Origin of the sequence: Pseudomonas sp. 22515, assembly GCF_052044625.1 — a bacterium.
GTDB classification, from domain to species: Bacteria; Pseudomonadota; Gammaproteobacteria; order Pseudomonadales; family Pseudomonadaceae; genus Aquipseudomonas; species Aquipseudomonas alloputida.
On sequence record NZ_JBQENN010000004.1, the window covers coordinates 93,122 to 118,948 of the forward strand.

Annotated in this window: 20 protein-coding genes and 1 pseudogene; 2 read left to right on the top strand and 19 right to left on the bottom strand. The window is 62.6% G+C overall.

The window, feature by feature from the left end:
* Nucleotides 1-7 precede the first annotated feature (7 nt).
* The 12 genes and pseudogenes from ACTJJN_RS06025 to ACTJJN_RS06080 form a co-directional block, all read right to left on the bottom strand.
* Nucleotides 8-2,617 carry an efflux RND transporter permease subunit gene (locus ACTJJN_RS06025; RefSeq protein WP_088512266.1) on the bottom strand — a complete coding sequence of 870 codons (2,610 nt, stop codon included), beginning with the start codon at nt 2,615-2,617 and terminating at the stop codon, nt 8-10.
* 33 nt (nt 2,618-2,650) lie between these two features.
* A complete protein-coding gene (locus tag ACTJJN_RS06030) occupies nt 2,651-3,487 on the bottom strand; it encodes an outer membrane lipoprotein-sorting protein (RefSeq protein WP_003253956.1) in 837 nt (278 codons plus the stop codon).
* A gap of 50 nt (nt 3,488-3,537) precedes the next feature.
* On the bottom strand, nt 3,538-4,821 hold the full coding sequence (locus ACTJJN_RS06035; RefSeq protein WP_088512267.1) for a DUF1302 family protein: 1,284 nt from the start codon (nt 4,819-4,821) through the stop codon (nt 3,538-3,540).
* Between the two features lie 2 nt (nt 4,822-4,823).
* Nucleotides 4,824-5,580 (bottom strand): annotated as a pseudogene (locus ACTJJN_RS06040) (SDR family NAD(P)-dependent oxidoreductase).
* A complete protein-coding gene (locus ACTJJN_RS06045; protein ID WP_440781105.1) occupies nt 5,577-6,314 on the bottom strand; it encodes a 3-oxoacyl-ACP reductase family protein in 738 nt (245 codons plus the stop codon). Before ACTJJN_RS06045 ends, ACTJJN_RS06040 begins: the two are co-directional and overlap by 4 nt.
* Nucleotides 6,315-6,323: 9 nt before the next feature.
* Complete coding sequence (locus ACTJJN_RS06050) at nt 6,324-9,194, bottom strand: aminotransferase class III-fold pyridoxal phosphate-dependent enzyme (protein WP_440781106.1); 2,871 nt, start codon at nt 9,192-9,194, stop codon at nt 6,324-6,326.
* 38 nt (nt 9,195-9,232) lie between these two features.
* Nucleotides 9,233-10,444, bottom strand: coding sequence for a beta-ketoacyl synthase N-terminal-like domain-containing protein (locus tag ACTJJN_RS06055; RefSeq protein ID WP_440781107.1), 1,212 nt, complete (start codon nt 10,442-10,444; stop codon nt 9,233-9,235).
* Entirely contained in the window at nt 10,441-11,739 is a 1,299-nt protein-coding gene (locus ACTJJN_RS06060; RefSeq protein ID WP_440781109.1) for a beta-ketoacyl-[acyl-carrier-protein] synthase family protein, read from the bottom strand. The genes ACTJJN_RS06055 and ACTJJN_RS06060 overlap by 4 nt, the downstream gene beginning before the upstream one ends.
* Complete coding sequence (locus tag ACTJJN_RS06065; RefSeq protein WP_440781139.1) at nt 11,736-12,650, bottom strand: beta-ketoacyl synthase; 915 nt, start codon at nt 12,648-12,650, stop codon at nt 11,736-11,738. The genes ACTJJN_RS06060 and ACTJJN_RS06065 overlap by 4 nt, the downstream gene beginning before the upstream one ends.
* Before the next feature lie 169 nt (nt 12,651-12,819).
* Nucleotides 12,820-14,094, bottom strand: coding sequence for a beta-ketoacyl-[acyl-carrier-protein] synthase family protein (locus ACTJJN_RS06070; protein WP_088512271.1), 1,275 nt, complete (start codon nt 14,092-14,094; stop codon nt 12,820-12,822).
* An 11-nt stretch (nt 14,095-14,105) separates the two neighbouring features.
* Complete coding sequence (locus tag ACTJJN_RS06075) at nt 14,106-14,675, bottom strand: acyl carrier protein (RefSeq protein ID WP_033726736.1); 570 nt, start codon at nt 14,673-14,675, stop codon at nt 14,106-14,108.
* Between the two features lie 332 nt (nt 14,676-15,007).
* Nucleotides 15,008-15,679 carry an ATP-binding cassette domain-containing protein gene (locus ACTJJN_RS06080; protein ID WP_440781111.1) on the bottom strand — a complete coding sequence of 224 codons (672 nt, stop codon included), beginning with the start codon at nt 15,677-15,679 and terminating at the stop codon, nt 15,008-15,010.
* A gap of 573 nt (nt 15,680-16,252) precedes the next feature.
* Between ACTJJN_RS06080 and ACTJJN_RS06085 the strand changes: the two genes are divergently transcribed.
* Both ACTJJN_RS06085 and ACTJJN_RS06090 read left to right on the top strand, forming a co-directional pair.
* Nucleotides 16,253-17,440 carry an acyl-CoA dehydrogenase family protein gene (locus ACTJJN_RS06085; RefSeq protein ID WP_004576530.1) on the top strand — a complete coding sequence of 396 codons (1,188 nt, stop codon included), beginning with the start codon at nt 16,253-16,255 and terminating at the stop codon, nt 17,438-17,440.
* A gap of 8 nt (nt 17,441-17,448) precedes the next feature.
* Nucleotides 17,449-18,552, top strand: a complete 1,104-nt coding sequence (locus ACTJJN_RS06090) for a sigma-54 interaction domain-containing protein (protein ID WP_003253968.1) — start codon at nt 17,449-17,451, stop codon at nt 18,550-18,552.
* Nucleotides 18,553-18,763: 211 nt separating this feature from the next.
* Here ACTJJN_RS06090 and ACTJJN_RS06095 read toward each other — a convergent pair whose 3' ends face one another.
* The 7 genes from ACTJJN_RS06095 to msuE form a co-directional block, all read right to left on the bottom strand.
* The gene (locus ACTJJN_RS06095; RefSeq protein ID WP_012052696.1) at nt 18,764-20,089 is read right to left on the bottom strand and encodes an ABC transporter substrate-binding protein; all 1,326 of its coding nucleotides are present in this window, start codon (nt 20,087-20,089) and stop codon (nt 18,764-18,766) included.
* A gap of 67 nt (nt 20,090-20,156) precedes the next feature.
* Nucleotides 20,157-21,224 carry a branched-chain amino acid ABC transporter permease gene (locus ACTJJN_RS06100; RefSeq protein ID WP_012052697.1) on the bottom strand — a complete coding sequence of 356 codons (1,068 nt, stop codon included), beginning with the start codon at nt 21,222-21,224 and terminating at the stop codon, nt 20,157-20,159.
* Between the two features lie 12 nt (nt 21,225-21,236).
* The gene (locus tag ACTJJN_RS06105) at nt 21,237-22,118 is read right to left on the bottom strand and encodes a branched-chain amino acid ABC transporter permease (protein ID WP_012052698.1); all 882 of its coding nucleotides are present in this window, start codon (nt 22,116-22,118) and stop codon (nt 21,237-21,239) included.
* Complete coding sequence (locus ACTJJN_RS06110) at nt 22,094-22,927, bottom strand: ABC transporter ATP-binding protein (protein WP_012052699.1); 834 nt, start codon at nt 22,925-22,927, stop codon at nt 22,094-22,096. Before ACTJJN_RS06110 ends, ACTJJN_RS06105 begins: the two co-directional genes overlap by 25 nt.
* Before the next feature lie 9 nt (nt 22,928-22,936).
* The gene (locus ACTJJN_RS06115) at nt 22,937-24,067 is read right to left on the bottom strand and encodes an AMP-binding protein (protein ID WP_088512542.1); all 1,131 of its coding nucleotides are present in this window, start codon (nt 24,065-24,067) and stop codon (nt 22,937-22,939) included.
* Between the two features lie 11 nt (nt 24,068-24,078).
* Nucleotides 24,079-25,170, bottom strand: coding sequence for a dimethylsulfone monooxygenase SfnG (gene sfnG / locus ACTJJN_RS06120; protein WP_003253974.1), 1,092 nt, complete (start codon nt 25,168-25,170; stop codon nt 24,079-24,081).
* Between the two features lie 26 nt (nt 25,171-25,196).
* Nucleotides 25,197-25,757 carry an FMN reductase gene (msuE, locus tag ACTJJN_RS06125; RefSeq protein ID WP_003253975.1) on the bottom strand — a complete coding sequence of 187 codons (561 nt, stop codon included), beginning with the start codon at nt 25,755-25,757 and terminating at the stop codon, nt 25,197-25,199.
* Between the last annotated feature and the right edge of the window lie 70 nt (nt 25,758-25,827).

Consider the following 25,827-nt stretch of genomic DNA (forward strand, 5'->3'; position numbering starts at 1 on the left):
CGGCGATTTAGCCTGGCACAGCCCCACCCCCCGGCTGCTCGCCCTCTTGCACGGCTGGCTGCGGCACAATCGAGGCAAAGAACCACGGCGAAATCAGCGTGACCAACAAAATGGTCATGAAGCCGCTGGATGACAGCGCCAGTATCACCAATACACCCAGGTCAATGACGGGTTTGTAGGCGGAGAACAGCAGCGCGACAAAGCCCATCGAGAAGATCACGACGTTGACCACCGTCGAGCGCCCGACGCCCTGCATGGCCGCCAGGATGGCCTCGTCGATCTCGATGCCCTTCTGCACCAGCATCTTGATCCGTGACAGCAGGTGAACGGCGTAATCCACGACGCCCACCACCAGGAACGTCACCAGTGTGGTACCGATGTTCAACTCGATATCCAACAGGTACATGCTGCCGTACACCGTCACCGACGTGGTCAGCAACGTCAGCATGCCGAGGATGCCCAGGCGTACTGACTTGAGCCAGAACATCATCATCAAGGTCACGGCCAGCAACGCCAGCGAGAAGCTAAGCACCTGACCCTGGGTGATTTCCTGCAACACCCCGGTCCATATGTACGGCGTACCGGCATGGGTGACCTGCAGGTTGGCCGGTTTGTTGATGGCCAGCCAGGCGTCCAGTTTATCGAGCATCGCCTGGTAATCGCCCGCCACAGAGGAGGTCATGGTGAACAGCGTCACCGCCTTCGAGTAATCGGCATTGAGCACGTTCTGCAAGTCAGTGCCGCCACCGTTCTCGAACATCATGATGTGTTGTTCGATGAGCGAGTTGCCATCGACATCGAAGGTCTCCGGTTTCCCGTCATCATCGACCACCGTCACCTGCTCCACCGCCTGCGGCACCCGCAGGAAAGCAGGGTTCATGTCGTTAAGCACAAGGTTCATGCGCTTGATGTAGGTCGCCACCGAATAGGTGTAACTCACGTTCGGCTGGGCCTTGATGAACTGGTCCAGACGGTCGAGGAACTGCACGGTTTCAGTGGTCAGCGCGCCACGCGGAGTCTTGGTGTCGAAAGCGATCCAGCCCGGCGATGTACCCGCGACTCCGGCCCGGTTGATGAATTCGTCGGACATCCGCACCGGGCTGTCCTTCTTGAAGTAGGCAATGCCCGAGTCTTCGATATCCACCTTGAACGTGAACACCGTCATCATCGCCAACAACGGCAGGGTCACCAGCAATACCGGCTTGCGCCAGCGAATCAGCCAGGCACAGAACACCACCAGATAGTGGGAGATCAGCGACGCTTTCAGTTGCACTTTGCGCGGGACGGCATCTTTGCCCCAGATCGAAATCCACGCCGGAATCAGTAGCAACGAGATGATCAGCGCCGCCGTCAGGCCGATGGACATGAACACGCCAAAGTTGCGGATACTGACAATGTTGTTGGTGGTGGAAATCAGGAACGTGGCAATCGTCGTGACCGTTGTCAAAACTACGGGCGTGACCATCAGGCGCTGGGTTTCCCGGTTGGCTTCGCGGAAAGACTTACCCGAATTGAGCTGTTCGTAATACTCGGCCATGACGTGGATCGCGTCGGCACAACAGATGGTGAACAGGAACACCGGCAAGACACTGGTGAGCAAGTCCATCGGCACACGCAGCAGCGCCATCAGGCCAAGGGTCCAGATGGTGCAGAACAGGATATTGAACAGCGGCAGCACCACGCCCAGTGGTTTGCGAAAGAAGAAAACCAGCAGAGAGGTCACCAGCAGGAACACGATCGGGAACAGCATCGCCAGGTCGTGATCGATGATTTCCTGCTGGGCCGCAATGAAGATCGGCATGCCGGCGATGAACACCTCATCGGTGAACTCCGGGTGAGCGGCCTGGTACTTCGCGATGATCTCGCGGACCTGGTGATAGGCACGCAATTGGGCCTGAGCGTCGTCCTGTTTGGTGCCCAGTTCGGCGACGACTATGGCGACTTTCTTGTCCGCCGAGACGACGCCACCGACCATCTGCTCGTTGCCCATGATCTGCGCTTCGACCTTGATCGGGTCCATATCCAGGGCATGCAGGGTCTTGTGGATCCACAACTCGCCATCGGCACTCAAGCTGATGTTTTCCAGGTCAGCCATCGAGGCCATTTCCTGGATCGGGTTGAGCCGCTCGGCAAGAAAGCTCAAAAACCGCAGGTCATGGCTGTCCCAGTTCCGGGCAATCCCATGGTCGCGCAGCGCTTTGGCGGCAGCGTAATCGTTCTGCGAAAAACCCTCGGCGAGGATCTGCACCAGCAAACCCTGAGCATCAGGGTCGCCACTGTGCAGGCCGACGATGCGCTGCAGTTCGACACGGTCCTCATCGTTCGCCAGCATCAACCGGCGTATGGCCTGGGACAGCTCGAACTGGGCGTTCAACGACGTGGTGTTGAAGACACTCTCGGGGTTGTTCAGCGCCACCATGACCGAGTCATACGTGCCGGTGAACTCGCGCTGCAAATCAATGATCGTCTTGCGCGCCGGATGAGTGTCCTTGAGCAGATACGGATTGGTGTCCGACATCAGCGCGCCGAGGGTGTAGGTGAAGTAGGCGGTGATCGCCACCAGCACGAACACAATTGCCCGCGCATAGCGCTCGACGAAGTTCAGGTATCTTTCCATGAATGAGGGTTCCAGATGAATCGGGAGCGGCGCTTAGCGGGCAGACACGGCGTATTCCGGCAAGTCGCCGGCTTTCAGCCCGCGCTTGATCGCGGTCTGCGTGAACAGGCGGTCGTCCAGCGCGACGTTGTACTGCAACTGGTTGAAGCGCAGCTGAGAGCGCGTACCGGCGATGAAGTCCTCGGTTTCGCTGAAGGTAATGCTGTCGATCTGGTCGATGGTTTCAGTCTTCAGGGTGCGCATCTGCTTGAACATCACACCTTTTACATCGAAGAAGTCCTGGCGCAGCACCAGTGAGTTCTTCTTGTCAACCCAGACCTTGAGCTTGTTGTAGCCGGTCTTGGCCAGCACGGCAGGCGTCGCCGGCTCACGCTCGATCACGTAGCAATCGCGGCCCTGCAACTGCTCTTCGCCAACCAGCGTTTGGCGATAGTCTTCGGCGCGAATCTTGTCGAGGTCGGCATAGGAGTAGTCGCTACCCATGAACGCCCCGCGTTTGTCCGTGGTGGAAATCCTTCGGGTCTGTCGGCTGACCGGCAAATACATCCATTGGCTGTCTTCGAGGCCCAGGGCCTCGCGCGGGTTTTCGATGTGGAAGGCGACGTCACGCACATCACTCGGCGCGGAGAAATACATGGTGAATTTGTCGCTGTCCGGGTAATCCTTTTGCAGGTAGCTGAACTCGCGGATGCGGCTGTTACCTTGCTTGTCGATCAGGATCAGGGACACCTGGGACATGAAGCTCTTGCCGTCGTCGCGGTCCCGGGCCTGGCGAATGATGTCGTCGGCCGTGCGTGTTTCAGCTGCCATGGCGGCAGCGGCGCTCAGCAGCAGTGCGCTTACAGTCAGGGTCTTGAAGATGGGCAACATCGCGATTTCCTTTTCATTGTTTGAGTGGTTCGCACACCGCACCGGTGTGGTCAGAACAGATAACCGGCGGACAAGCGCACCTGGTCGCGGTTGGCGTACGCACCGAACTGGCGGTCGGGCTTGCCGAAGAACACATCGACTTCGAGCCCCAACTTGAGCCAGTCCACCGGTTTGTAGGTGAAGATCCCCTGAACGAAACTGTCGTCCTGCGCTGGCGGCGACATGCCGAAAACCAGACGGGTCTTGAGGCGATCCTGGAACTGCGAGCCTTCGGCAGACACGGTGAACAGGTCGTCGCGTTTGTCCTGGACCATGCCGGGCTGCCAGTCGAGCAGCCGCTGATGTTGCCACTGCGTCGAGATCAGCCAGTCCCGCAAGAGGTAATCGACGCCCAGCAGCGACTTGGTCATCGCCGTCTGGTCGCTGCCGTAAGCGCGGTAAGGATTGGTGACGCGCCAATTGTCGAAGTAGGCGACTTCACTGCGTACCACGATGCTGTGGCCGGCATCGATGGCCACACCGGCGCCGCCCATGGAATAGCGCGGGAATTGCCGTTCGAGGCGAATCAGGCCCTCTTCGGTCTGGCCTTCGACGGCGTAAACCGGGTCCTGTTGGCGGGCGTTGAGGGCAACGAAGCTGACATCCACCGTGCCGACCCGGCCGTTGGCACTGGCGCCGTAACCGAAGCCACTGTGACCGTCATACCCGGGCCGCGAATCGACCACAAACATCTGCGGATCAGGTGTGGCAAAGATCGGTGCATCGAACTCGCTGCCGACGGCCGGCGCCTGGTTCTTCACGAAATCAGTGATCACCAGCGCTTCCAGCTCCCACTCGGCGACCGGCTGCACCAGGCGAATCATCGGCACGGCGATGCGGCTGTCTTCCAACAGACCGATCACACCCTCGCGATAATCCAGCGGGTTGATCTGATCGAGCACCCGTAATTCATCTGCTCGCCCCCACACCACCTGCTGCCAGCCCACCGTCAGCTCGCCGTCACCGACGTAGAGCCCCCAGTAAAGGTGCCGCCAATCGGCAGTGGCCCGGTAATCGTCCCGGGCTTGCGCGCTGTATGGGTTGTTGCCGTCATAACGGAAGTCGTAACGGGCTCGCCCCTTGGCCTTGTAGTAGCCGCTGTCCCAGGCATCCTCCAGGCTGAACTTGAGGTACACGGCCTTTTGCGTGACCTGGTCGTCACCGTGCAGACGCACGGCCGTGGCAACGCCGATCTCCGCTTCATGATGCTCCGGCCACCACTCGGCGATCGCCACTGGCGAGCCGAGGCTGACCAGCGCGGCCAAAAGGCCGCGGTTCAATCCCAGTCGAGCCATGGCTACATTCCCAACCCGGCACCGCCGTCGATCATCAGGCTTTGCGCCGTGACACCACTCGCCTGCGGGCTCGCCAGATAACGAACCATGGCCGCCACTTCTTCGCCCTGAATGAAGCGCCGCAGCGGCAACTTCTTCTTGGCATTGCGCAGGATTTGCTCGTGGCTGATCCCGGCGATGCGCGCTTGAGCCGCCAATTCGCCTTGCAACATCGGTGTGTCGATCCAGGCGGGCAGGATGGCATTGACGGTGATTCGCCGTGGCGCCAGGTCCAGCGCCAAGGCTTTGGTCATGCCAATGATACCGTGCTTGGAGGCGCAGTAAGCGGTGTTGCGGACCTTGCCCGCTCGGCCGAGGATCGACGACATGTTGACGATCCGCCCACCCTCCGCCATCAGTGGCAGGCACAACGAGGTGACGTAAAAGGTGCCGTTGAGGTTGATCGAAATGACCTTGTGCCAGTTGTCGAGGTCTTCGGGTTCGTTCTCGTCGCAGACCCCGGCGCTGTTGACCAGCACATCGACAAAGCCGACCCGGTTGGCCAGGCCCTTGAACAGAAGTTGCAGACTGGCGAGATCGGCGATGTCCGCTTGATGGGTTTCGATGCGAGCGGCAAATTCGCCCTCGGTGACCCAGCTCTGCAAGGTTGCCAGATCCCGATCAAGCAAGATCAAAAGGTGCTCGGCCTGGGCTGCAAAACTTTCCGCGACGGCGCGGCCAANCCGCGCCGGTAATCACAATCGTGCGTAACTGGCTCATGGCATTTTCAATCCGCCGTTGACGGACAAAACTTCGCCCGTGACGTACAGGCCGCGCTCGGCCAGATACAGCACCGCGTCGGCAATTTCTTCAGACCGGGCGAACCGTTTGATCAGCAGCCGCGACTGGATTTCCTGCTCATGGGCGCCGACCAGGGCTTGGCTCATGTCGGTGCTGACGATGCCGGGTGCCACCGCGTTGACCCGGATGTTGCGTGGCGCCAACTCAACCGCCAGTGCGCGTGTCAATGCTTCTACACCGCCTTTGGCGGCGGCGTAGTTGCTCTGGCCCTTGCCGGGCTTTTGCGCGGCCACCGAACTGAGGTTGACGATGCACCCGCTGCGTTGGCGCATCATGCAGGGCAGCACCTGCTGACAGCACAACAACGTGCCGACCAGGTTGGTCTGGATGACCTCGGTGATGTCGCTCAACGATTGCGTGGCGAGCAAACCGTCACGGGTAATACCGGCGTTGTTGACCAACAAGTCGATACGCTCGAAACGTTGCTCGACCCGTTCAAAAAACGCCTGAATGCTCGGCGCTTCCTTGACATCACACTGCACGGCCAGGCACTCCCGGCCGAGCCCTTCGACCTGCGTCTGCAAGGCAGCGGCTGACGCTTCGTCACGGACATAACTGAAGGCAACCTGATAACCCGCGCCGGCCAGGGCCAGCACGATGGCCTTGCCAATGCCGCGACTGCCGCCGGTCACAACAGCTATTTTCTGAGTCATGACCGCTCCTTACAGTGAGTTTTGAGTTTTGAATTGCGCGAGGGTGAAGCCGTGTGTCGCGGCCAGTGCGCGGACCTGCTGCACTTGCTCACGGCTGATATCGCCGTAGGAGCCGTGCTGGCTCATGCCAGACAAGCCCATCAACACCGACTCGGCCATGCACGCATACAGCTGACCTTTTTTCAGATAGGCCCGCACGTTGGGCGCCAGGCCGTCGTCGAACGGCGTCTGGACGATGCCGCCGTGCATGTAGAGCACGTCTTCGCGTTGGCTCGGCAGGTCTTGATGGACGTTCAGCGGCACGGCGATATCGCAAATCACGCTGCGCTCGGCAAAATGTTCGGCACCGAGGAACGGCTGAGGCGCATTGGCAGCGCACAGGACAATCCGTGCGCCCTTGATGGCGTCGAGATCGTTGGTGACCGTGATGAAGGCGTTCGCGCCAAGGCGCTCATCCACCAGACGGGCGATGTGCAAACCGAGGTCGGCTTTTTGGCCATGTGAGTGCAACACGCCACGAAAACCATCAAGGTTCAGCAGTCGCTGCGCCAACCGGTCGTGTTCGGCCGTGCCTTTGAGGATCGAACGGGCCGCGTCGGCGAAGATCTGTTGCGCGGTTTTCTCCAGGCGCCGAACCGAGCCGTCACGACCGCTGCCAATCAGAATCAGGTGATCGACGGTGGCGGACAGCACCGAGGCATAGGTCGACGCAACGTTACCGGCGGCACCGACAACGGCAGCGGTTTGCTCGCGCAGTGCCAGACCTTGCTGTACACAGCCTTGCTCGATGGCTTCGAGCCCCATGCCGATGGTCAGGGCGTTGCCGGACGTCAGCGCCATGTCGGCAATCTTCAGCGCCTGACAATTGTTGGTGACGATCGAGGTGTACATCCCGAGGCCGGCGATGCTGCAGCCATCGGCGCGGGCATCGGTGACACGCCTGCCGACTTCTTCGCGAATGCTGTCCAGGTCACCGCTGCGGATGTACTCGGCCATGGCATCCGAATCCATGCACAGCGGGTATAACGTGAACTCCACCGCCATGCCGAGGCGCGACCGAATGATCACCGGGCCGACTGGCACAGCGCGGCGTTCAGGCTTGGTGCGATTGATGAACGTGCGTTTTTGTTCCGGGCTCAGGGCTGCCAGCGAGGGATCGACGTCACCGAGGATATCGGCATCGATCAGGTGGTTGATGAACGCTACCCGAGCGACGACTTCGACCTTGGCAGCGGTGTTTTCAACGGGCTCAGCCACCCGAAAATCGTCCTGACGGACTGGCACGGCGGGCATCGAGTCCGCGCAGATACCCGCCGCCAACGGCAACGCATCGCCACGGCGCAGCATGTCGCAGACCCGTTGCAGGGCAGCGATCAGCCCGTCGATTTCGCCCAGGGTGATACAGGCTGGCGGCTCCAGGCGAATCACATTGGAGTTGCTGCCCGACGGTGCTACCCGCAACGCTTCGAATTGCAACAGGTAACCGGCGATCAAGTAACCCAAGGCATCGTTGTACTGCGCCGACGCCTGTACCAGCGAACTGCTGACACTCAAGTCGTGCAATTCCAGCCCCACCAGCAAACCACGCCCGCGCACATCGGCGATCACATCCGGATAGGCCATCTTCAGCTCATTGAGCGAGGCTTTGAGGTAGGCGCCCTTGGTGCGTATGTCTTTGAGCATCGCGTCGTCATTGGCGAACAACCGGCGCAATGCCGACAGCGCGATATGGCAGGACGGATCGTCCTCGGCGAAGGTCGAGCTGTGGATGTAGCTGAACTCGCCTTCGTAGTGGCTGCTGCGGATCACCGTCGCGGCGATTTTCATCAAGCCGCCGCCGAGGGCCTTGGACAAGCAGTAGTAGTCGCCTTGCAGGTTGAACTGGCTGCTGGCAAGAAACGTCCCGGCGCGCCCAAAACCCGACTGCACTTCATCGACCACCAGCGGGCATTGTTGCTCGTTACACAGCTTGCGCAGCCCCAGGTAGAACTCGGCCGCGAACTCGTTGATACCGCCTTCGCCCTGAATCGGTTCCATCAACACGGCGGTAATCGCACTGAACGGCAGTTGCAGCACGTGCAGGTGTTCGCCGTCCCATTGCAGGCTCAACCAATGGTGCGTGTGCCGGGCCGGCAATGCCTGCAACTGATGGGGCTGCTGTGGGTCGATGAACTCGACGTTCAGACCAAAACGGGCAAACGGTGCGCGGTACTGACGGCCATAGGTCAGTTGCACGGTATTGACCAATTTGCCGTGGAAGCTGCCGCGCAGGGCGACGAATACCGGTTCGATGTGCAACTGCGCCAGGTTGTGTTGGCGAACGGCTTCAACCACCTGACGCAAGGTCACGCTGTTCAGGGTGGTCGGCAGGACACCTGCAGGCAGGTCGAGGTCGGCCACCTCCAGTTCGCGGTAAGCGTGTTCGCTGGCGGTCAGGCTGGCCAGGGTGAAATCGATGTCGTCGAACTGCTTTTGCAGGCTCTTCTGGCGACGGAACTCCGCGTGCTTGACGGCGATTTCCACCGCCTCCGCGCCACTGTTGGAGAAAGTCGAAATATAACGTTCGGTGTTCTTCAGTTCGCGATTGAAGGCGTCGCTGAGCGCTCGCCCCAATTGCCCGGCCGCACCGCGGATCGACATTTGTGCGTTGAACGGCACGTCGCTGCGCAGCAGCGCACATAGCTGATCGACAAACTGTGGGTCGTTGTGGCCGAACAGTGCCGCACCGTAACCGCCGAGAAAGTCGGTGACCGTGACCATGTCGCCCTTGGGGTTGCGGTAGAACAACTGGCTGCCGAGGGCGCGCTCAAATTGACACTCAAGGCCCAGTGCCTGGAGCAGGCCGACGAATTTGGGCCGAACGAAATCGCGATAATCCATGACAGTCATATCCCTTGAAAGTAAAAAAGAGGCGGTAGTCAGCGGCAGTCCTGAGTGACCTTTGCGCTGTAGAGCACTTGATAGGCGGCGCTGAATCCGTTGTCGTCGCGGTTCAGCACCAGGCAATGCGCAAGGCTCGCGGCGTGAGGCGCGCCCTGGATAAACGGCAGGTTCGCCACTGGTTGCTGCAAACCGGCAATCGGCGGCACGCTTTGGGCCTGCAATGCGCAACGCGCCAGCATCAGATCCACCAGGCTCGGCGCCGCGCTGAGAATGCCGTTGATCGCCAACCCGCTGGTGATGTGCGAGGCGCGCGCAAGGGCCAGCGTCTGGCACAACACGCGGTCTTTGTGCGCATCGCCGGTGCCGCTGCACACCAACACATCGGTTGGGCTGTCGGGCAGGCTCAAGCGACCGAGGGTGGCATGGGCCGTCATGTCGGCGAGGCACGCCTGAGGACCGGCCGGCAGGTCTTCGCGCCGGCGCAGCACCAATGCTGCCGCGCCCTCCCCGGCAATGCCGCCGGTGCCCCGAAGGTCAAACGGCAGCAGCGTGTTAGAGCCATTGGCACTGATGACACCCGCCTGGACCAACCCGGACAGCGCCAGGGCATCCAGCTCGCTGCCCGCACCGACAACGATTGCCGCGTCAATGCGGCCAGCCTGCAAAGCGGCCGTAGCCTCACGCAAGGCTGCCAGGTTGCCGGCGACACCTTGCATATAGGCGTTGCACTCACCCACCAGTTTCAGCGCCAGGCTGGTGACACCCAGCAAGCAGTTGCTCAAGCCTTTGAGCACCAGAAAAGGGTCCTGGGCACGGTCTTGCAGGATCCGTTTGGCGAACGCCGCCATGTCGGCGACGCCGTCCTGCCGACAGCCGAGCAACAACTCGGCATAGGATTCCAGAGACGGATGGGTGTAGCCGCCCTGACAGCAATACAAACCGAAACGGACATCCGGCGGCTCATCGGCCAGGCCGGCTTCTTCCAACGCCTGACGTACCGCGCTGACACCCCAGATCACTGCCGGCGTGCAGTAACGCTGAAGGTTTTGCGCAAGGTCTTGTCGGCTGCGTTGGTGGTCCTGATCCTGAATTTGCCCGAACGCCACCACGCGTTCGCTGCTGAACCGTCGGGCGTTCAGCGCCGTAATTGCACTGCGCCCTTCGGTTGCGGCCGCCCAGAAAGGCTCGACACCCCAACCGCTGGGCAACACGCAACCCGCACCGGCAATCGCGACCGCCTGTTTCATCGCGGCGCCTCCCGGTACTTGCCCAGCGCCAGTGAAGTGTTGAGGCCGCCGAAACCGAAGGAGTTGCTCAGGGCAACGTCGACCTTGCGCTTGACCGCTTGAAGGGCGCAGTAGTCGAGGTCGCATTGTTCGTCGGCATCCTGCAGGTTCAGGGTCGGCGTGACCCGATCATCCCGGCAGGCCAGGGCCGTGAGCATGAACTCCGGTGCTCCGGCGGCCGCAATCAGGTGGCCGAACTGGGATTTGTTGGCCGTCACCAGCAACCGCCGATAATGTTCGCGCTCGGCGAACAGGGTCTTGATCGCCAGGGTTTCGGCGGCATCGTTGAGGGGTGTCGAGGTACCGTGGGCATTGATCAGGTCGACCTGTTGCGGCGCCAGCCCGGCATCCGTCAGGGCCGCCTGCATCGCCAGCACCGCGCCACGGCCCTGCGGGTCGGGGGCGGTGATTTTGTAGGCATCCAGGCTGCTGCCGAAACCCAGCACTTCGGCGTACGGCGTTGCCCCTCGGACGAGCGCCCGTTCGAGGGTTTCGAGCACGACAAAACCACCGCCTTCACCCGCAATCAAGCCACTGCGATGGCGGTCGAACGGCCGACACAGTTCGGTGCCCCAACGCTGTTCGCTGCTGGCGGCGCCGAGCAGATACAGCGCGGTCATGGTGTCCAGGCTAAGCACCGAATCGGCGCCCCCGGCAATGGCCAGCTCGACCTCGCCGCGACGGATCATCTGGAATGCATTGCCGATGGCCTGGGACGCTCCCGCGCAGGCGCTGCTGATATTGATCACCGGGCCTTCACTGCCGATGCCATCGGCAATCACCCGCGCAAGGCGGTCGTTGCTCTGACACAGTGAACTGTCAGGATCGACCTGCGCCTGTCGCGCCATCAATTGAGCCCAGGACGGCGCCTGCGCCGGGTTATCCGCCAGGCTGAGCAGCATGTCCTGCAAACGATGAGCAGGTGCGCCGGACGCTGACAATACCGCCGCGCCACGCAACTGTTCGGGGCTCAGACCACTATCGGCAATGGCTTGGGTGGCCGCGACCCAACCCAAGCGGGTGCGTTTTTCCAGCGACAATCCCCAGGCCGGATGGTCTTTCAAGTGTGCCGGCATCAAGCCCATATCCACGGGCGCTGCGTAACGCACGGGGAACGCACCCGCCTCGACGCCTTCCGGTTGCCATGGTCGAATGCAATGCTCGCCGGCCAACATGCTTTGCCACATGGACTGCCACTCGAAACCGAAGCCGGTGACGGCGCCCATGCCCGTGATCACGATCCGTGTGGGGCTCATGGGTAACTCTCCATTGTCTCTGTGTCCGACGACGTTCTGGCCAGCAGCACCGCGCCCCAATGCCCGCCTCGGCTATGTTCGAGCAACAGCGTGTAACGGCTGGAATCCAGTGCCCAGGTCACAGCGATTTCGCTGAGCAAGGCGCTGGCGCCCAAGTCACCTAGCAACGCCTTGGAGTGTTCGAGGGTGTGCCCCGATAGGGTAAACAACGCGGCAATCTGCGGATCCTGTGCATCGGCGACGACTTGCCCGACATCGCTGAGGCACAGTTTTTCATTGCTCAAAGCACGCTCGATGACATCGCGACCAACCGCCAGTCCACGCTCGGGTTGCGCGCTGTAACCCCGGGCAAACCCGGCAATACGCAACGCAGATCGAGCACCGCTGCCTGGGTTGGTCGTCAGCAACAGTGCCGCAGCACCTTCGCCGAAAACCCACGGGCCGGGGTTCACAGGTGGGTGAGTAGCGTCACGCAGGTACAACGCGGGGGTGATGTTCGGACTGCTGCTGACGACCACGGCAGCATCGGCACGGCCTTCGCTCAGATGGGCAGCGGCCTCCATCAAAGCATCCAGCCCCGCATTGCCCTGGGAGCAAAAACCGCCCATGGGCCCCTTGCAACGCAAGGCCTCAGCCGCGTGGGCCATGACGCTGCTGTTGAGCATCATCAGCGCATGCAGCGGCGGTGTGTGGGCAAAGAATTGCGCCAACAGATCTGCCGGTTGTGCACCAATGGCCTGCACTGCATCCCAGCACGAGCTGGGGCCATCCACTTCCGGAATGGCAGCGGTCAATGCGATCCGCTCGTCGGGCAGTTCCAGCCCACGCAAGGTCTCGGCGAGACGGCCGGCGCAATACAGCAGGCGCGCGCCCTGAGGCTCGAGGCTGCGGGACAGTTTGCGGTCGTACACACCCGCCGGCAAGGCGGGCGCTGCAACACAATGGGCCAGACGTGCCGGGTCGAAATCCAGCGGTTGCGCGGCCTGAGGTTGACTGTCACGAGGCGCACATTCAGTACCGGCGGCGTTGAGTACCGACGCAGCAGTGATATAAACAGCGGTTGAATTGGATCTGGTCATGTCATGCCCTGCCCAGCACCAACGAACTGTTCACGCCACCAAACCCGAAGGAGTTGGAAAGCACGACATTGATCGGTTGCTGCAACGGTTCACAAAGGAATTTCAACGCCGGAAATTCGGATTTTTCCGGCTGAAAATTGAGGGTCGGCAAGGCCACGCCCAACTGAATGCTCATCAACGACAGCACCGCCTCAATGGCACCGCTGCCGGCCAACGAATGCCCTACGGCAGACTTGTTGGCAGTGAACGTCATCTGCTCCAGGGTTTCGCCGAAGACCTGCGCCAGGCCCAGGGCCTCACAACGGTCATTGGCCTGTGTCGACGTACCGTGAACATTCACATGGTCCACAGCCGCACTGGTCAGTTCGGCATCGGCCAGGGCGGCCGTCATGCAGGCGGCATACTTGCTGCCGTCGCGGCTGCTGGAGGTGATTTTCTCTGCCTCGCACAGATTCGCGTAACCCAGCACCCGGCCCAGCGAACAGGCCTGACGACGCTCGGCATGCTCGCGGGATTCCAGCACCAACAGCGCCGCCCCTTCGCTCAGCACAAAACCGCAGCGGTCCGGCATGAACGGCCGGCTCTGTTCTGGTGGGGAAAAGTCCAAGCGCTGGCAGAGTGCGCCCAGCCCATCAAAGCTGTAGTAGGACAATTCATGGGCCATCAACTCCACCGCGCCACACAACGCCAGGTCGATCTCGCCACGGGCGATCGCTCGATAGGCGCTGCCGATGGCCATGGTGCCGGCGGCACAGGCATCGGAATGTGTGGAGATATGGTCACGTACACCCAGCCATTCGGCGAGATGGCAGGTTTGCTGATCAACCCGCCGGGCAAACGCCCCACCGCTGAGGGTGTGGTTATCCAGGAACTGGTCGAGATCGACCCGCCCCTGATCGTCCATGTAACGGCTGGCGTCCCGCAAATCACCGCTCACGCAATGTTTGTTGGCCCCGACGAAAATACCGCTGGCGACTCGGGCAAAAGCGCCGTCGGCCAACCCGGCATGGGCCAGCGCCTGACGGGCCACGTAATGCGCCAGCCATTCCTGGCGGGAGGTGGTCTGCAGGTCGCCCGGAAAGGCCGCCGCGATGACCTGCCATTGTTGCTCATCGATAAATCCGGCCGCCGGGTTCGCAAACCCCAGTTCGACAAACGCCGGGTGCTGGCCAATGCAGGAACGGTTTTCGCTGATCGTCGTGAACAGCGAGGCCGCATCCAGTGCCGTGGGAGCCACCAGTCCATAGCCGGTGACCAGAACCTCTCGGGCCTGCATCAAGCCACCCCCTACGCCGAAGCCTTCAACTGGGCGGCCGCGTACTGCTCAACCAGCAGACGCGAGATCGAGTCACCGTCCAGAGGGGTCAGGCGAGCACTGCAACCGCCACACACCACTTGTTGGCGTTCATTGAGTTGGGCATGAGCCGCGCCACACTCAGGGCAGGTTTCGGGGAGGTGGTTGAACACGTTATGGCATTGCTGCGCCCAGTTCCGCACGGTGGTGGCCGAGAAGACATCGCCCGGCTGCATGCCCACGTGCAGCTGGCCCGGCGCATAAGCGCTGAGGCTCTGCTCCAGCAAGGCCACGCCGTCCTGCGTGATTCGGCCTTTTTCGATAAACCGGGTGGCGTCGCCGAACACCGCTACCGCGTGATCCAGCACGCTGGTTTTCGGCAAGGTGCAACCGTACTGACGGCCCAGCTGGAAGCTCAGGTCGACGATGTCCAGCGAGTCGGCGCTGAGGTCGTCAACGATACTGCTGTGCTCTGTCACGTCGCCCCTGTCCAACACCAGCAACTGCGCAAGAATCTCCTGTGTACTGCTGATAACGCTGTCCAGTTCCAACGGATTATTCATTGATTGTTTCCCTACAAAAGCCGCATTGAATGAATAAAGTCATCGGGCCAAAAAAGCTGTTTTCAGGCCAGATCTATCGAGGGCCGGGAGTCTAAAGTCTCCCCCTAAGGGGAGAGTCAACGTGCCATCAGTGCTTTTTGTGGGAAATCCCGACGCACCCTGAAACCTTTGATTTATGCAGCTCAATGGGGCTTGGAGAGGAATCGTAAGATGACAAAATCGATGGCTTGAAACAGCACGAGAGTTCCAGAAATGGGGTGTCACCGTACCCGCAAGCACCAGAGGTACCCTGCGCAGCGGAACAGTTTTCGTCGGGCCGTGAATCTCGTCGATCAGTAGGTTATTGCCGCGTTCACCGGCTTGCCGATCAGGTGATAAACCAGCCCCGCCGCAAAGCCGGCCATAGGCAACAGCCAGATGACCCAGCGGTGGGTGGATGCTCGCGCAAGCCCGACCCGTTGCTGCATGTCACCAGACAACTCGTGGGGAAAACACTCGCCCCACGCTTTCAGCCCCACCGCCTGCAACTGCCGTTGTGCCGCTGCGCGTCGTGTACGCTCCGGCTCACCGCGCAATCCCAGTGGCAAGGCCACGTTGTCGAGCACGCTTCGATGCGGCAGTAAACCGAAATGCTGGAACACCATGCCGATGCGCTGCGACCGCAGTTGGCGCAGCGCAGGCTGCGTCAAGTCGCTCAGGACCTCACCGTCGATGAGCACCTCGCCGCTGCTCGGTTCTATCAACCGGTTGACGTGGCGCAGCAAAGTCGACTTGCCGCTGCCGGATGTACCCATCAAGCAAAGCACTTCGCCGCGCCGCACCGCGAGGTTCACTTGCTCAACCGCGTTGCTGGAGCCTGACCGGCTCCCCTCGTAACGTTTGGTGATCGCACGAAATTCCAGCGCGATACCAGGAATCGATGCAGAGCCAAGGGAGTCTGCGCTGATCCGCGCAGGGGTTTCCAAAGGGTCGTTGGCAATCAGTGGATATTTATCAGCGATCACGTCGCCCCCGGAGTTCAATGGATTCCAGGGCAACGAAGCAGACTCCATGCCAATCGGCCAAACCCCGCGTACTCAAGCGCGAGACGGGTTTTTGCCATGACAGCATGGTGTTGAGGAGGCAGCAACGTTGCATGGCTGCTGTTGTGTGGGAAACAGCGAAGAACACGCCTGCGGTCTTCGTGAACGAAAGCTTTGGCAGCCTTTGTGCTGCCATTGCATTTGCAATGACTAAGTATTCCATACGGGAATATAAATATTATTTTTTATTATTTTTAGAGATATGAATCGACTTTTATACTTTCATCAGACCCGCGATGAATCGGGGTAACCGTGCTGGAGGGTTGAAGTTTCTGATGCCAACGTCATTGCCTACCTCCGGCCAATCCCAAGTGCTGTTGCAGCTGCACCCGCTGTTCAGTTTCTTCCAGCCTCTGCAGGCCCGCATCCCGCTAGCCGCAGAACGCACCGCAGCCCTCTTCCACCGCCAAGCGCATGTGCTGAGCAATTTGCCTGAGGAGCCGCTATGAAACGCCCCCCAATCCGCCCTCCCCACCCGCCAGCGAGGAATGCCGAGTGACAACCCCTCTACGACCTGCCGTGCTCAGCCCCTTGCAGACTGCACGTCGCCTTGCGACGGCGTTCGCCGAAACCGCCGTCGAGCGTGACGAGGCCGGCGGCACACCCAAGGCCCAGCGCGACGCTATCCGCCAGAGCGGCTTGTTGGCGCTGAGCATACCCACCCAGTTCGGCGGCCTCGGCGCTAGCTGGAGCGAAACCCTGGAGGTGGTGCGCGAATTCGCCCGGGTCGACAGTTCCATCGCCCACGTCTTCGGCTTTCAGCACCTGATGCTGGCTACCGTACGCCTGTTCTCCCGCCGCGATCAGTGGCAACCCTGGTTCGAGCAGACCGCGCGCAAGAACTGGTTCTGGGGCAATGCGCTCAACCCCCTGGACAGCCGCACCGTACTCACACGCTTCGACGGTTGGTACGAGTTTTCCGGCAAGAAGAGTTTCTGCTCAGGCGCCAGCGACTCGGAAATGCTGATTGCCTCGGCGGTCGATGAAAGTGCTGGCGGCAAGCTGCTGATCGCTGCCATCCCCAGCGGCCGGACCGGTATCACACTGCATGATGACTGGAACAACATGGGCCAGCGCCAGACCGACAGCGGCAGCGCTACTTTCGAGCGCGTGCGCGTCGAAGAGAACGAGATGCTTCTCGACCCCGGCCCGCTGAGCACACCCTTCGCCAGCCTGCGCCCGCTGATCGCCCAGTTGCATTTCGCCAACGTATTCCTTGGTATCACCGAAGGCGCTCTGGAAGAGGCTCGCCATTACACGTTGAAGGAAGGCCGCCCGTGGTTCCGCTCCAAAGCCCGACATGTCAGCGAAGACCCTTACATCCTGCGCCACTACGGCGAGTTCTGGGTCGGTCTGGAAGGCGTGCGCCTGCTGGTGGAGCGCGCCGCTACGCAACTCGACGCGGCCTGGCACAAGGAGCACGCGCTCGGCGCCGAAGAGCGTGCGCAACTGGCGCTGGCCATCGCCACGGCCAAGGTGGCGGCGGCACGCACTGGCCTGGACATCTGCAACCGCCTGTTCGAGGTCACTGGCGCACGCGCGACCCACGCCTCGCTGCGCCTCGATCGCTACTGGCGCAACCTGCGTACCCAGAGCCTGCACGACCCGCTGGACTACAAACTCCACGAGCTGGGTGAGTGGGCACTGAGCCAGACGCGACCCACCCCATCTTTCTACTCATAGGAATCGCCATGCAGTTGCTGACCCTCCCCCCTTCGCCGTCACTGGCCACCTCGATCCGGGCGACCGCACAGGTCTTCGAAGACGCTAGATCGCAGGCGCTGCTCGCCCACCTGCAACAGGTCGCCCCCAGCGAGGCCAGCGTCCTGATCATCGGCGAGACCGGCACGGGCAAGGAGCTGGTCGCACGCCACATACACAACCTCAGCGGACGGCGCAACGGCCCCTTCGTCGCGGTGAACTGTGGCGCCTTTTCGGAGTCGCTGGTGGAAGCCGAGCTGTTCGGCCACGAGAAAGGCGCCTTCACCGGCGCCCTGGCGGCCAAGGCCGGCTGGTTCGAGGAGGGCAACGGCGGCACACTGTTCCTCGACGAAATCGGCGACCTGCCCATGGCCATCCAGGTCAAGCTGTTGCGCGTGCTGCAAGAGCGTGAAGTGGTGCGCCTGGGCTCGCGCAAGAGCATCCCCATCGACGTGCGCGTGGTCGCCGCCACCAACGTGCAACTGGACAAGGCCATCGCTGCCGGCAACTTCCGCGAAGACCTGTACTACCGCCTCAACGTGGTCAGCCTGCAACTCTACCCGCTGCGAGAACGCCCGGGCGACATCCTGCCGCTGACCCGACACTTCATCAAGACCTACTGCAACCGCCTGGGTTACGGCGAAGTGCGCCTGTCCCCCGAGGCCGAACGCAAGCTGGTGAGCTACGACTGGCCCGGCAACATCCGCGAGCTGGAAAACGTCATCCACCACACCCTGCTGGTGTGCCGCAATGGCCTGGTGCAGGACGACGACCTGCGCCTGTCGCACCTGCGCATCGAGCGCCAGGACAAGTCGCCGGTGAGCACCGCCGAAAGCGCCGAAGAGCAGTTGCTGCGCGCCTTTCAGCGCCTGTTCGAGGAGCAGGCCGGCAGCCTGCACGAGAAGGTCGAGGACACCCTGCTACGCAGTGCCTATCGTTTCTGCCACTGCAACCAGGTGCACACGGCCAGTCTGCTGGGTCTGAGCCGCAACATCACCCGCGCCCGACTGATTGCCATCGGCGAACTGGTGGTCAATCGGCGCCGGCCAGAGCCCCAGATGCGCCCTGAGCGGGCGATACAACTATCAATCTGAGAGGCCGCCACGAACGATTGCCCCCCCTTGCCAACTGCGCGAGGAGGGTTGCGAAGGACAGAAGCGCATGGCCGCGCCAAATGGCGGCAATCGCAACAGACTGGAAGCAGCCCCCAACCTTTGAGCCGGTGTGGGCCTGGTGCGCGGCGGCGCCCGAACTGCGCAGGGCTGAAGACAGGCCGGGGGGACGCCACCGGCCCTGCCCGCGCGATCAGCCTTCCTGGCTGCAATCACGCGGGGTGATACCCTTCTCTTTGGCATATTGATGCGACGAGGCCTCGATGATCGGCCGCAAAAACGCGCGGTCGGCCTGTACCCAGTCGCTGATCAGTTTCCACTTCTGCCCGTCCCACTGCTGGAAGCGCACCGCACCACCGCCTTCATGGTCGGAGCAGGACAGTTTCAGCGGCTGCACCAGCCCCTTGGCACCGAGTGCCTGCAGGCGGGTATCGTCCAGGTTCAGGTGTTCGAAGCCCCAACGCACCTGCTCGCCACTCAGCGGTTGCCTGCCGAACTTCTCCTGAGCCAGACGCAATGCCTCGACGTTGAGGATGCCGTTGACCACGCCGAGGTTGTAGTACACGGTGCCGAAGCGCTTCGGATCGGCCAGGTCGCCTTGGCCCTTGTCCACCACCGCCTGTTCGATGCCCTGCAGCACCGGGAAGTCGGTACCGGACGGATGCGTGGTGATGGCGATGAAGCCCTTGGCCGCGGCACCGGCAGGCGCCGCGTCTTCCTCGGAGTTGCTCCAGATATTGCCGATGATACGGTCGGCAGGGAAACCGACCTTCTGCGCAGTCTTCAGCGCCACCGGGTTCATCACGCCCCAGCCGCGCAGGATGACCCAGTCCGGCTTCAGGCGGCGGATGTTCAGCCACTGCGATTGTTGCTCGTTGCCGGGGTGCGGCACCTCCAGCAGGGTCAACTCGAACCCGTACTTGTCCGCCAGGGCCTGCAGCACCTCGTTGGTTTCCTTGCCATAGGGCGAACCGTGAAAGAGCGTGACGATCTTCTTGCCCTTGAGGCCCTGCTCGCCGCCTGCCTGCTGTGCGATCCAGTTGACGATGGCCGATACCTCGGAATAGGGATTGAGCTGCAGCGGGAAGACGTAAGGGAACACGCTGCCATCGGTGGAGTCGGTACGCCCATGGTTGATGGTGATCAGCGGCAGCTTGTCGGCCGTGGAGCGTTCCAGGGTGGCATACGCGATACCCACCGACAGCGGATTGGTGGCGGCAGCCGGTGCGCCGTTGAGCCCACCCTTGAGGCGCTCGTAGCACTCCACCCCCTTCTCCACGACGTACTCAGTCTCGCACTCGCTCCAGGTCAGCTTGACACCATTCACGCCGCCTTGGGCGTTGACGTACTTGAGGTAATCGATAAAACCACCGAAGAAACCGGTGCCACCTGCGGCATAGGGGCCAACGCGGTAGCTCTGCAGGGGGAAATACTGTTCGTTGGCCGCGTGCACGTTGAGTGCACCGGCCGCCAGGCTCACGGCCAGCGCCAGGCGGCCGAGGACGGATCGGGTCGACATCGTGGTTATCCTTTACAAATCAGTGGGCAGTGACATAAGGCGGGCGAAGCCCGGTGCGAAGGTTCGCTCAGTGGCGCAACGGCCAACGCCGAGTGCGCTCGCGAAAGCGTTGCCAGAGGCGCGCCAGGCCCTCCGGTTCCTTGATCAGGAAGATGATGATCAGCGTGCCGAAGGCCATCTTCTGTAGGTTCTCTATCTGTCCGGCATCAATCAGCCCGGTCGGCAGCAACCCGGCCAGGTTCGACAGCAGCACCGGGAACAGCACGATGAAGGCGGCGCCGAGGAAGTTCCCGAGGATGCTGCCCAGGCCGCCGATAATGATGATGAACAGGATCTGGAACGAGCGGTTCAGGTCGAAGCCGTGTGGCTCCACCGTGCCCAGGTAGGTGAAGGCCCAGAGCGAACCGGCCACGCCGAGGTAGAAGCCGCTGATGGCAAAAGCCAGCAGTTTGGTCTTCAACAGGGGGATGCCGATCACTGCGGCGGCGGTGTCCATGTCGCGCACCGCCATCCAGTTGCGCCCCAGCTCGCTGCGCACCAGGTTGGCGCCCAGCCAGAACAGCGCGCTGACCACCGCCAGGGTCAGCATGTAGCGCCCGGCCGGCGACGAAAAGTCATACCCGGCCATCAGCAGCGGCGGCGCGCTGATCACCCCCGAGGCACTGTCGTTGCTGAACCAACTGAAGCGGGTCAGCGCCCATGGCACGAAGAACTGCGCCGCCAGTGTCGACACCAGCAGATAGAAGCCTTTGATGCGCAGGCTTGGCAGGCCGAACACCACGGCCACCAGCGCCGCCACCAGGCCGCCGAGCAGCAGGCTGGCCAGCAGCGGCAGCCACGCCACGCGCAGCTCGAAATTATAGGCTGCGAAGGCACCTACTGCCATGAACGCCGCCGAACCCAGGGACAGTTGCCCGGCATAACCGGTCAGCAGGTTCAGCCCTAGGCCGGCCAGCGACAGCAGTAGAAATGGGATCAGGATGGCACTGAACCAGTAATCATTGCCCAGCAGTGGCACGCCGATGAAGGCGAACAGGACCAAGGCCGCCAGACCCAGCCGATCCTGGCGCAGGCGAAAGAATCGTCGGTCGTCGGCGTAACGCACGCTGAACTGGCCCGCTTCTCGATACAGCATGATCGACGCTCCTCAGACTCGCTCGATGGCGCGCTCGCCGAACAGCCCAGCCGGACGCACCAGCAGGAACAGCAGGGCCAGCACATAGGGAAACCAGTTTTCGATGCCGCCGCCGATGAGCGGCCCGAGGTACACCTCGGCGAGCTTCTCCGAAGCGCCGATGATCAGGCCGCCGACGATCGCCCCGCTGATCGAGGTGAAGCCGCCGATGATCAGCACCGGCAGGGCCTTGAGCACCACCAGCGAGAGCGAGAACTGCACCCCCAGGCGCGCGCCCCAGAGCAGCCCGGCGACCAGCCCGACGAACCCGGCCACCGCCCAGACCACCGCCCACACCCTCGGCAGGCGGATACCGACGCTCATCGCCGCGCGGGGATCGTCAGCCACCGCACGCAGCGCCAGGCCGATGCGTGTGCGGTTGAACAGCAAGGACAGTAGCACCACCAGGGCCGCCGCCGTTGCGGCGGCGAACAGGTCGAACTGCGACAGCAGCAAGCCACCCAGTTCCAGCGGCGCGTCGCTGATGGCCAGCTCCAGGCCGTGAACCTGAGCGCCCCACAGGGCCTGGGCGGCGCCCTCGATGATGTAGGCCAGGCCGAGCGTGGCCATGAACAGGGTAATCGGCGAACGCCCCACCAATGGCCGCAGTACCGCCCGTTCGATCAGCAGCGCCAGGGCGATCATCGTCGCCAGGGTGACGAGAAAGGACAGCCAGAACGGCACGCCGCGCTCCAGCAGGCTGACGAAGGTCAGCGCGGCGAACAGTACCATCGCCCCCTGGGCGAAGTTGAACACACCGCTGGCTTTGTAGATCAGTACGAAACCGATGGCCACCAGGGAGTACATCACCCCGGCCAGCAGGCCACCGATCAGCACTTCGAAAAAGAATGCCATGTCGCGCTCCTGTGTGGGAACAGCCCCGAAGCTGCCGCCGGGCGGACACCCAGATAGGCCGCGATCACGTCGGGGTTGCGGCGAACCTGCTCGGGGGAGCCGTCGCCGATCTTGCGGCCGTAATCGAGCACCACCACATGGTGGGAAATGCCCATGACCACGCCGATGTCGTGCTCGATCAGCACCACCGTCATGCCGAACTCACGGTTGATCTCGACGATGAAGCGGCTCATTTCGCGCTTCTCCTCGGCATTCATCCCGGCCATCGGCTCGTCGAGCAGCAGCAGGCGCGGCTCGGCGGCCAGCGCACGGGCCAGCTCGACCCGCTTCTGCAGGCCATAGGGCAAGGTGCCAACGATTTCGTCACGCCACGGCTGGATGCGCAGAAACTCGATGACCCGCTCGGCGGCGGCGCGTTGGCGATCGTCCTCGCCCGGCGCGCGGCCGATGCGCAACGCCTGCTCCAGCCAGGAACTGCGGCGCTTGAGGTTGCGCCCGGTGAGCACGTTGTCGAGCACGCTCATGCCCTTGAACAGCGCGATGTTCTGGAAGGTGCGAGCGATGCCGTCGCGTGCCGCTGCATGTGGGTGCATCACCCGACGCTGCTGCCCGGCAAAACGAATACGCCCCTGCTGCGCCCGGTAGACGCCATTGATGATGTTCAGCAGCGAGCTCTTGCCCGCGCCATTGGGCCCGATCAGCGCACAGATCTCGCCTTCGGCGACGCTGAAGCCGATGTCGCTGATGGCCTTCACACCCTTGAACGAAAGGCTGATGCCCTCCAGTTCCAGCAACGGGAAGTTCGACATGAACGCTCCTCAGACGGGCTGAACCCGGCCTTGCGACCGAGCAGCGAGGGATGAACGGGGGCTGCGCACGGCCTGCCAGCGGGGTGCCTCCCGCCAGATACGCGGCGCCACCCCAAGGGCGGCGAAGAACGCCTGCACCTCGCCCGGCAGGGCCTCACCGACCAGCAGCGGCACCCGGGTGCGGCTCAGGCCCAGCACATCGCGCAGCGGCCGACGCAGCAACACGTGGCCAAGGCCGTTGCGCAGCAACCCACCGCGCGCGTCAAGCGCCCAGTCCAGCCCGCGCCGCAGCAGGCTGCCCGGCAGCGGTAGACGCTGCTGAGCCAGTACATACAGGCGGCCGTAGCTGTCGTGGGTGCCGAGTACCAGGGTCGGGCCGAGTTCACGGCGGTCGGTGTCGCGGGTCGCCAGGCTCTCCGGAAAATTCATCCGAAAGCCTGCCAGCAGCCAAGGCGCCAGCAGGTAGCGGGCCTGGCCGCTGGTGGCGAAGTTGCGGGAGGCCAAGGCTTCCTCGGCCGCCGTCAGGCGCTCCTGTTCGACCAACCGACGCCCCTCGCCCAGCACCTCGGCATGGCTGAGCCCGTGCTGCTGAAGTTGGCCATCGGCATCCAGCCGGTGAAAGCTGAACGCTGGGCGCTCGCTCTGCGCCTGCACCGGCAAGGCAGGATCGGGCAACTGCGCGGCCAGGCGAGCGTAATTCGGCAACCCGGAATCCGCCAGGCCACGGCCATCGGCGTAGAACAGCAATGCCGGCACATGACCGCTCGCCAGCACCCGCTCGACCTCCTCCTGACCTTCGGCAAAGACGAACCCGGCCTGCAGTTCACGCAACAGCGTCAGTTGCTCCGCGTCGGGCATCAGCGGGTCGAGCAGTGCCGCGACGCCGCCCAGCCACTGCGCCGCCAGGCTTGCCAGCAGCGCCTCAGGGCGCGGCCGGCTGACGATCAGCAGGCTGTCGCCGGCCGCGAAGCCGACCTCGCGCAGCCCGGTGGCCAGGCTCTGCACCTCGGCCAGCAGTTGCGCCCAGCTGCGCGCCTGCCACAGGCCTAGACGCTTGTGGCGCAACGCAACGTCCGCCCCACGTTGATGTGCCCGGGCCAGCAAGCTGGCCGGCAGGTTGTCCGCGAGCGCCTCATGCATGGCCACGCACCTCAGGCCACAGCGAGGGAGGCATGCTGCTCCTGCTCCAGTTCGCGCACCAGCGGCAACACATGCTTGCCGAAATACTCGACCTCTTCCTGGAAGTGCAGGAAGCCGGAGAGGATCAGGTCGACGCCGACCGCCTTGAGCGCGACGATGCGTTCGGCGATCTGCCGTGGCGTACCGATCAGGTTGGTCTTGAAGCCGTCGTTGTACTGCACCAGGTCTTCGAAGGTCGACTTGGCCCAGTTGCCCTCGCCTTCCGGGCTGGCCGCACCGGCGTTCTTGACTTCACTGCCAAAGCCGTTGACCGCCTCCGGGTCGGCCTTGGCGATGATCTCTGCCAGCACCGCGCGGGCCTCTTCCTCGGTGTCGCGGGCGATGATGAAAGCGTTTACCCCGACCTTCACCGAATGCCCGTTGGCCGCTGCCTTGGTGCGGATATCGTCGACCTGGGTCTTGATGCCCTCGACACTGTTGCCATTGGTGAAGTACCAGTCGGAGACCCTCGAGGCCATGTCGCGCGCGGCCCGCGAGCTCCCGCCCTGGAAGATTTCCGGGTGCGGGTGCTGCAGCGGCTTGGGCTTGAGGGTGTAGTCGTTGAAACGGTAGAAATCGCCGTGGAAGCTGAAATTGTCCTGGGTCCAGATGCCCTTCAGGGCACGAATGAACTCCTCGGATCGGCGATAGCGCTCGTCATGGTCCAGCCATGGCTCGCCGATGGCGCGGAACTCGCCCTTGAACCAGCCGGACACCACGTTGATGGCGATGCGGCCCGCGGTGAACTGGTCGATGCTTGCCAATTGCTTGGCTGCCAATACCGGCGTCCAGGGTCCGGGCAGGATCGCGGCGATCACCTTGAGTTTTTCGGTGGCGGCCAGCAGCGCGTGGCTGATGGTTACCGACTCGTGCTGGTTGTCAGCGCCATAGCCGGCGGTGAAGCGGATCTGCGAAAGCGCGTACTCGAACCCGGAACGCTCGGCAATCTGCGCCAGCTTGCGGTTGTAATCGATGTCCCAGCTGGTGCGTTGTTCGATCTTGCTGACAACGAGGCCACCGCTGACGTTAGGAACCCAGTAGGCGAATTTGATCGGTTGGCTCATGGCGATGTCTCCTGTAACTCGGAAAGTCAGGCCGCGCGGGCGACCGGGATATGAAAGAAGGCGCCGACGGTATCGAGTACCCGCTCGATCCGTTCGAACTGCGCAGGGTCAGCCAGGCGCTGATCGTCGAAAGACTCGACACTGGCGTACAGGCCGTACGGCAGGGTGTGGGCCTGGAAGAAAGCGAATAGCGGGCGCAACTGGTGATCGATCATCAAGGCATGTCGCTCGCTACCACCGGTGGCGGCAAGCACCACGGGCACGCCCTTGAGCGACTGGTAATCGACCAGGTCGAACAGGTGCTTGAACAAACCGGTGTAGGACGCGCGATACACCGGGCTGCCGACCAGTAGCAGGTCGGCTTGCTCGATGGCCTGCAAATGCGGTTGCAGGTCAGCCGAGGCGCTATCGCGCTCCAGCGAACCGGCCAGGCTGGCGGACAGTTCGGCGATGCGCACCCAGTGCACCTCCAGCTTCGGCAACACGGCCGGCAGCCGCTCCACCAGGGCCTGCAGCAGACCATGGGTGCGTGATGGAGCCCGCAGGCTGCCGGACACTACCACGACCCTGATAACACGTGCGTTCATGCTCATCCCTCCTTGCCCAGCGGGCATTACCTGAGGAAGCTTCAGCAGCAACCGTGCCAATCCATAAAAA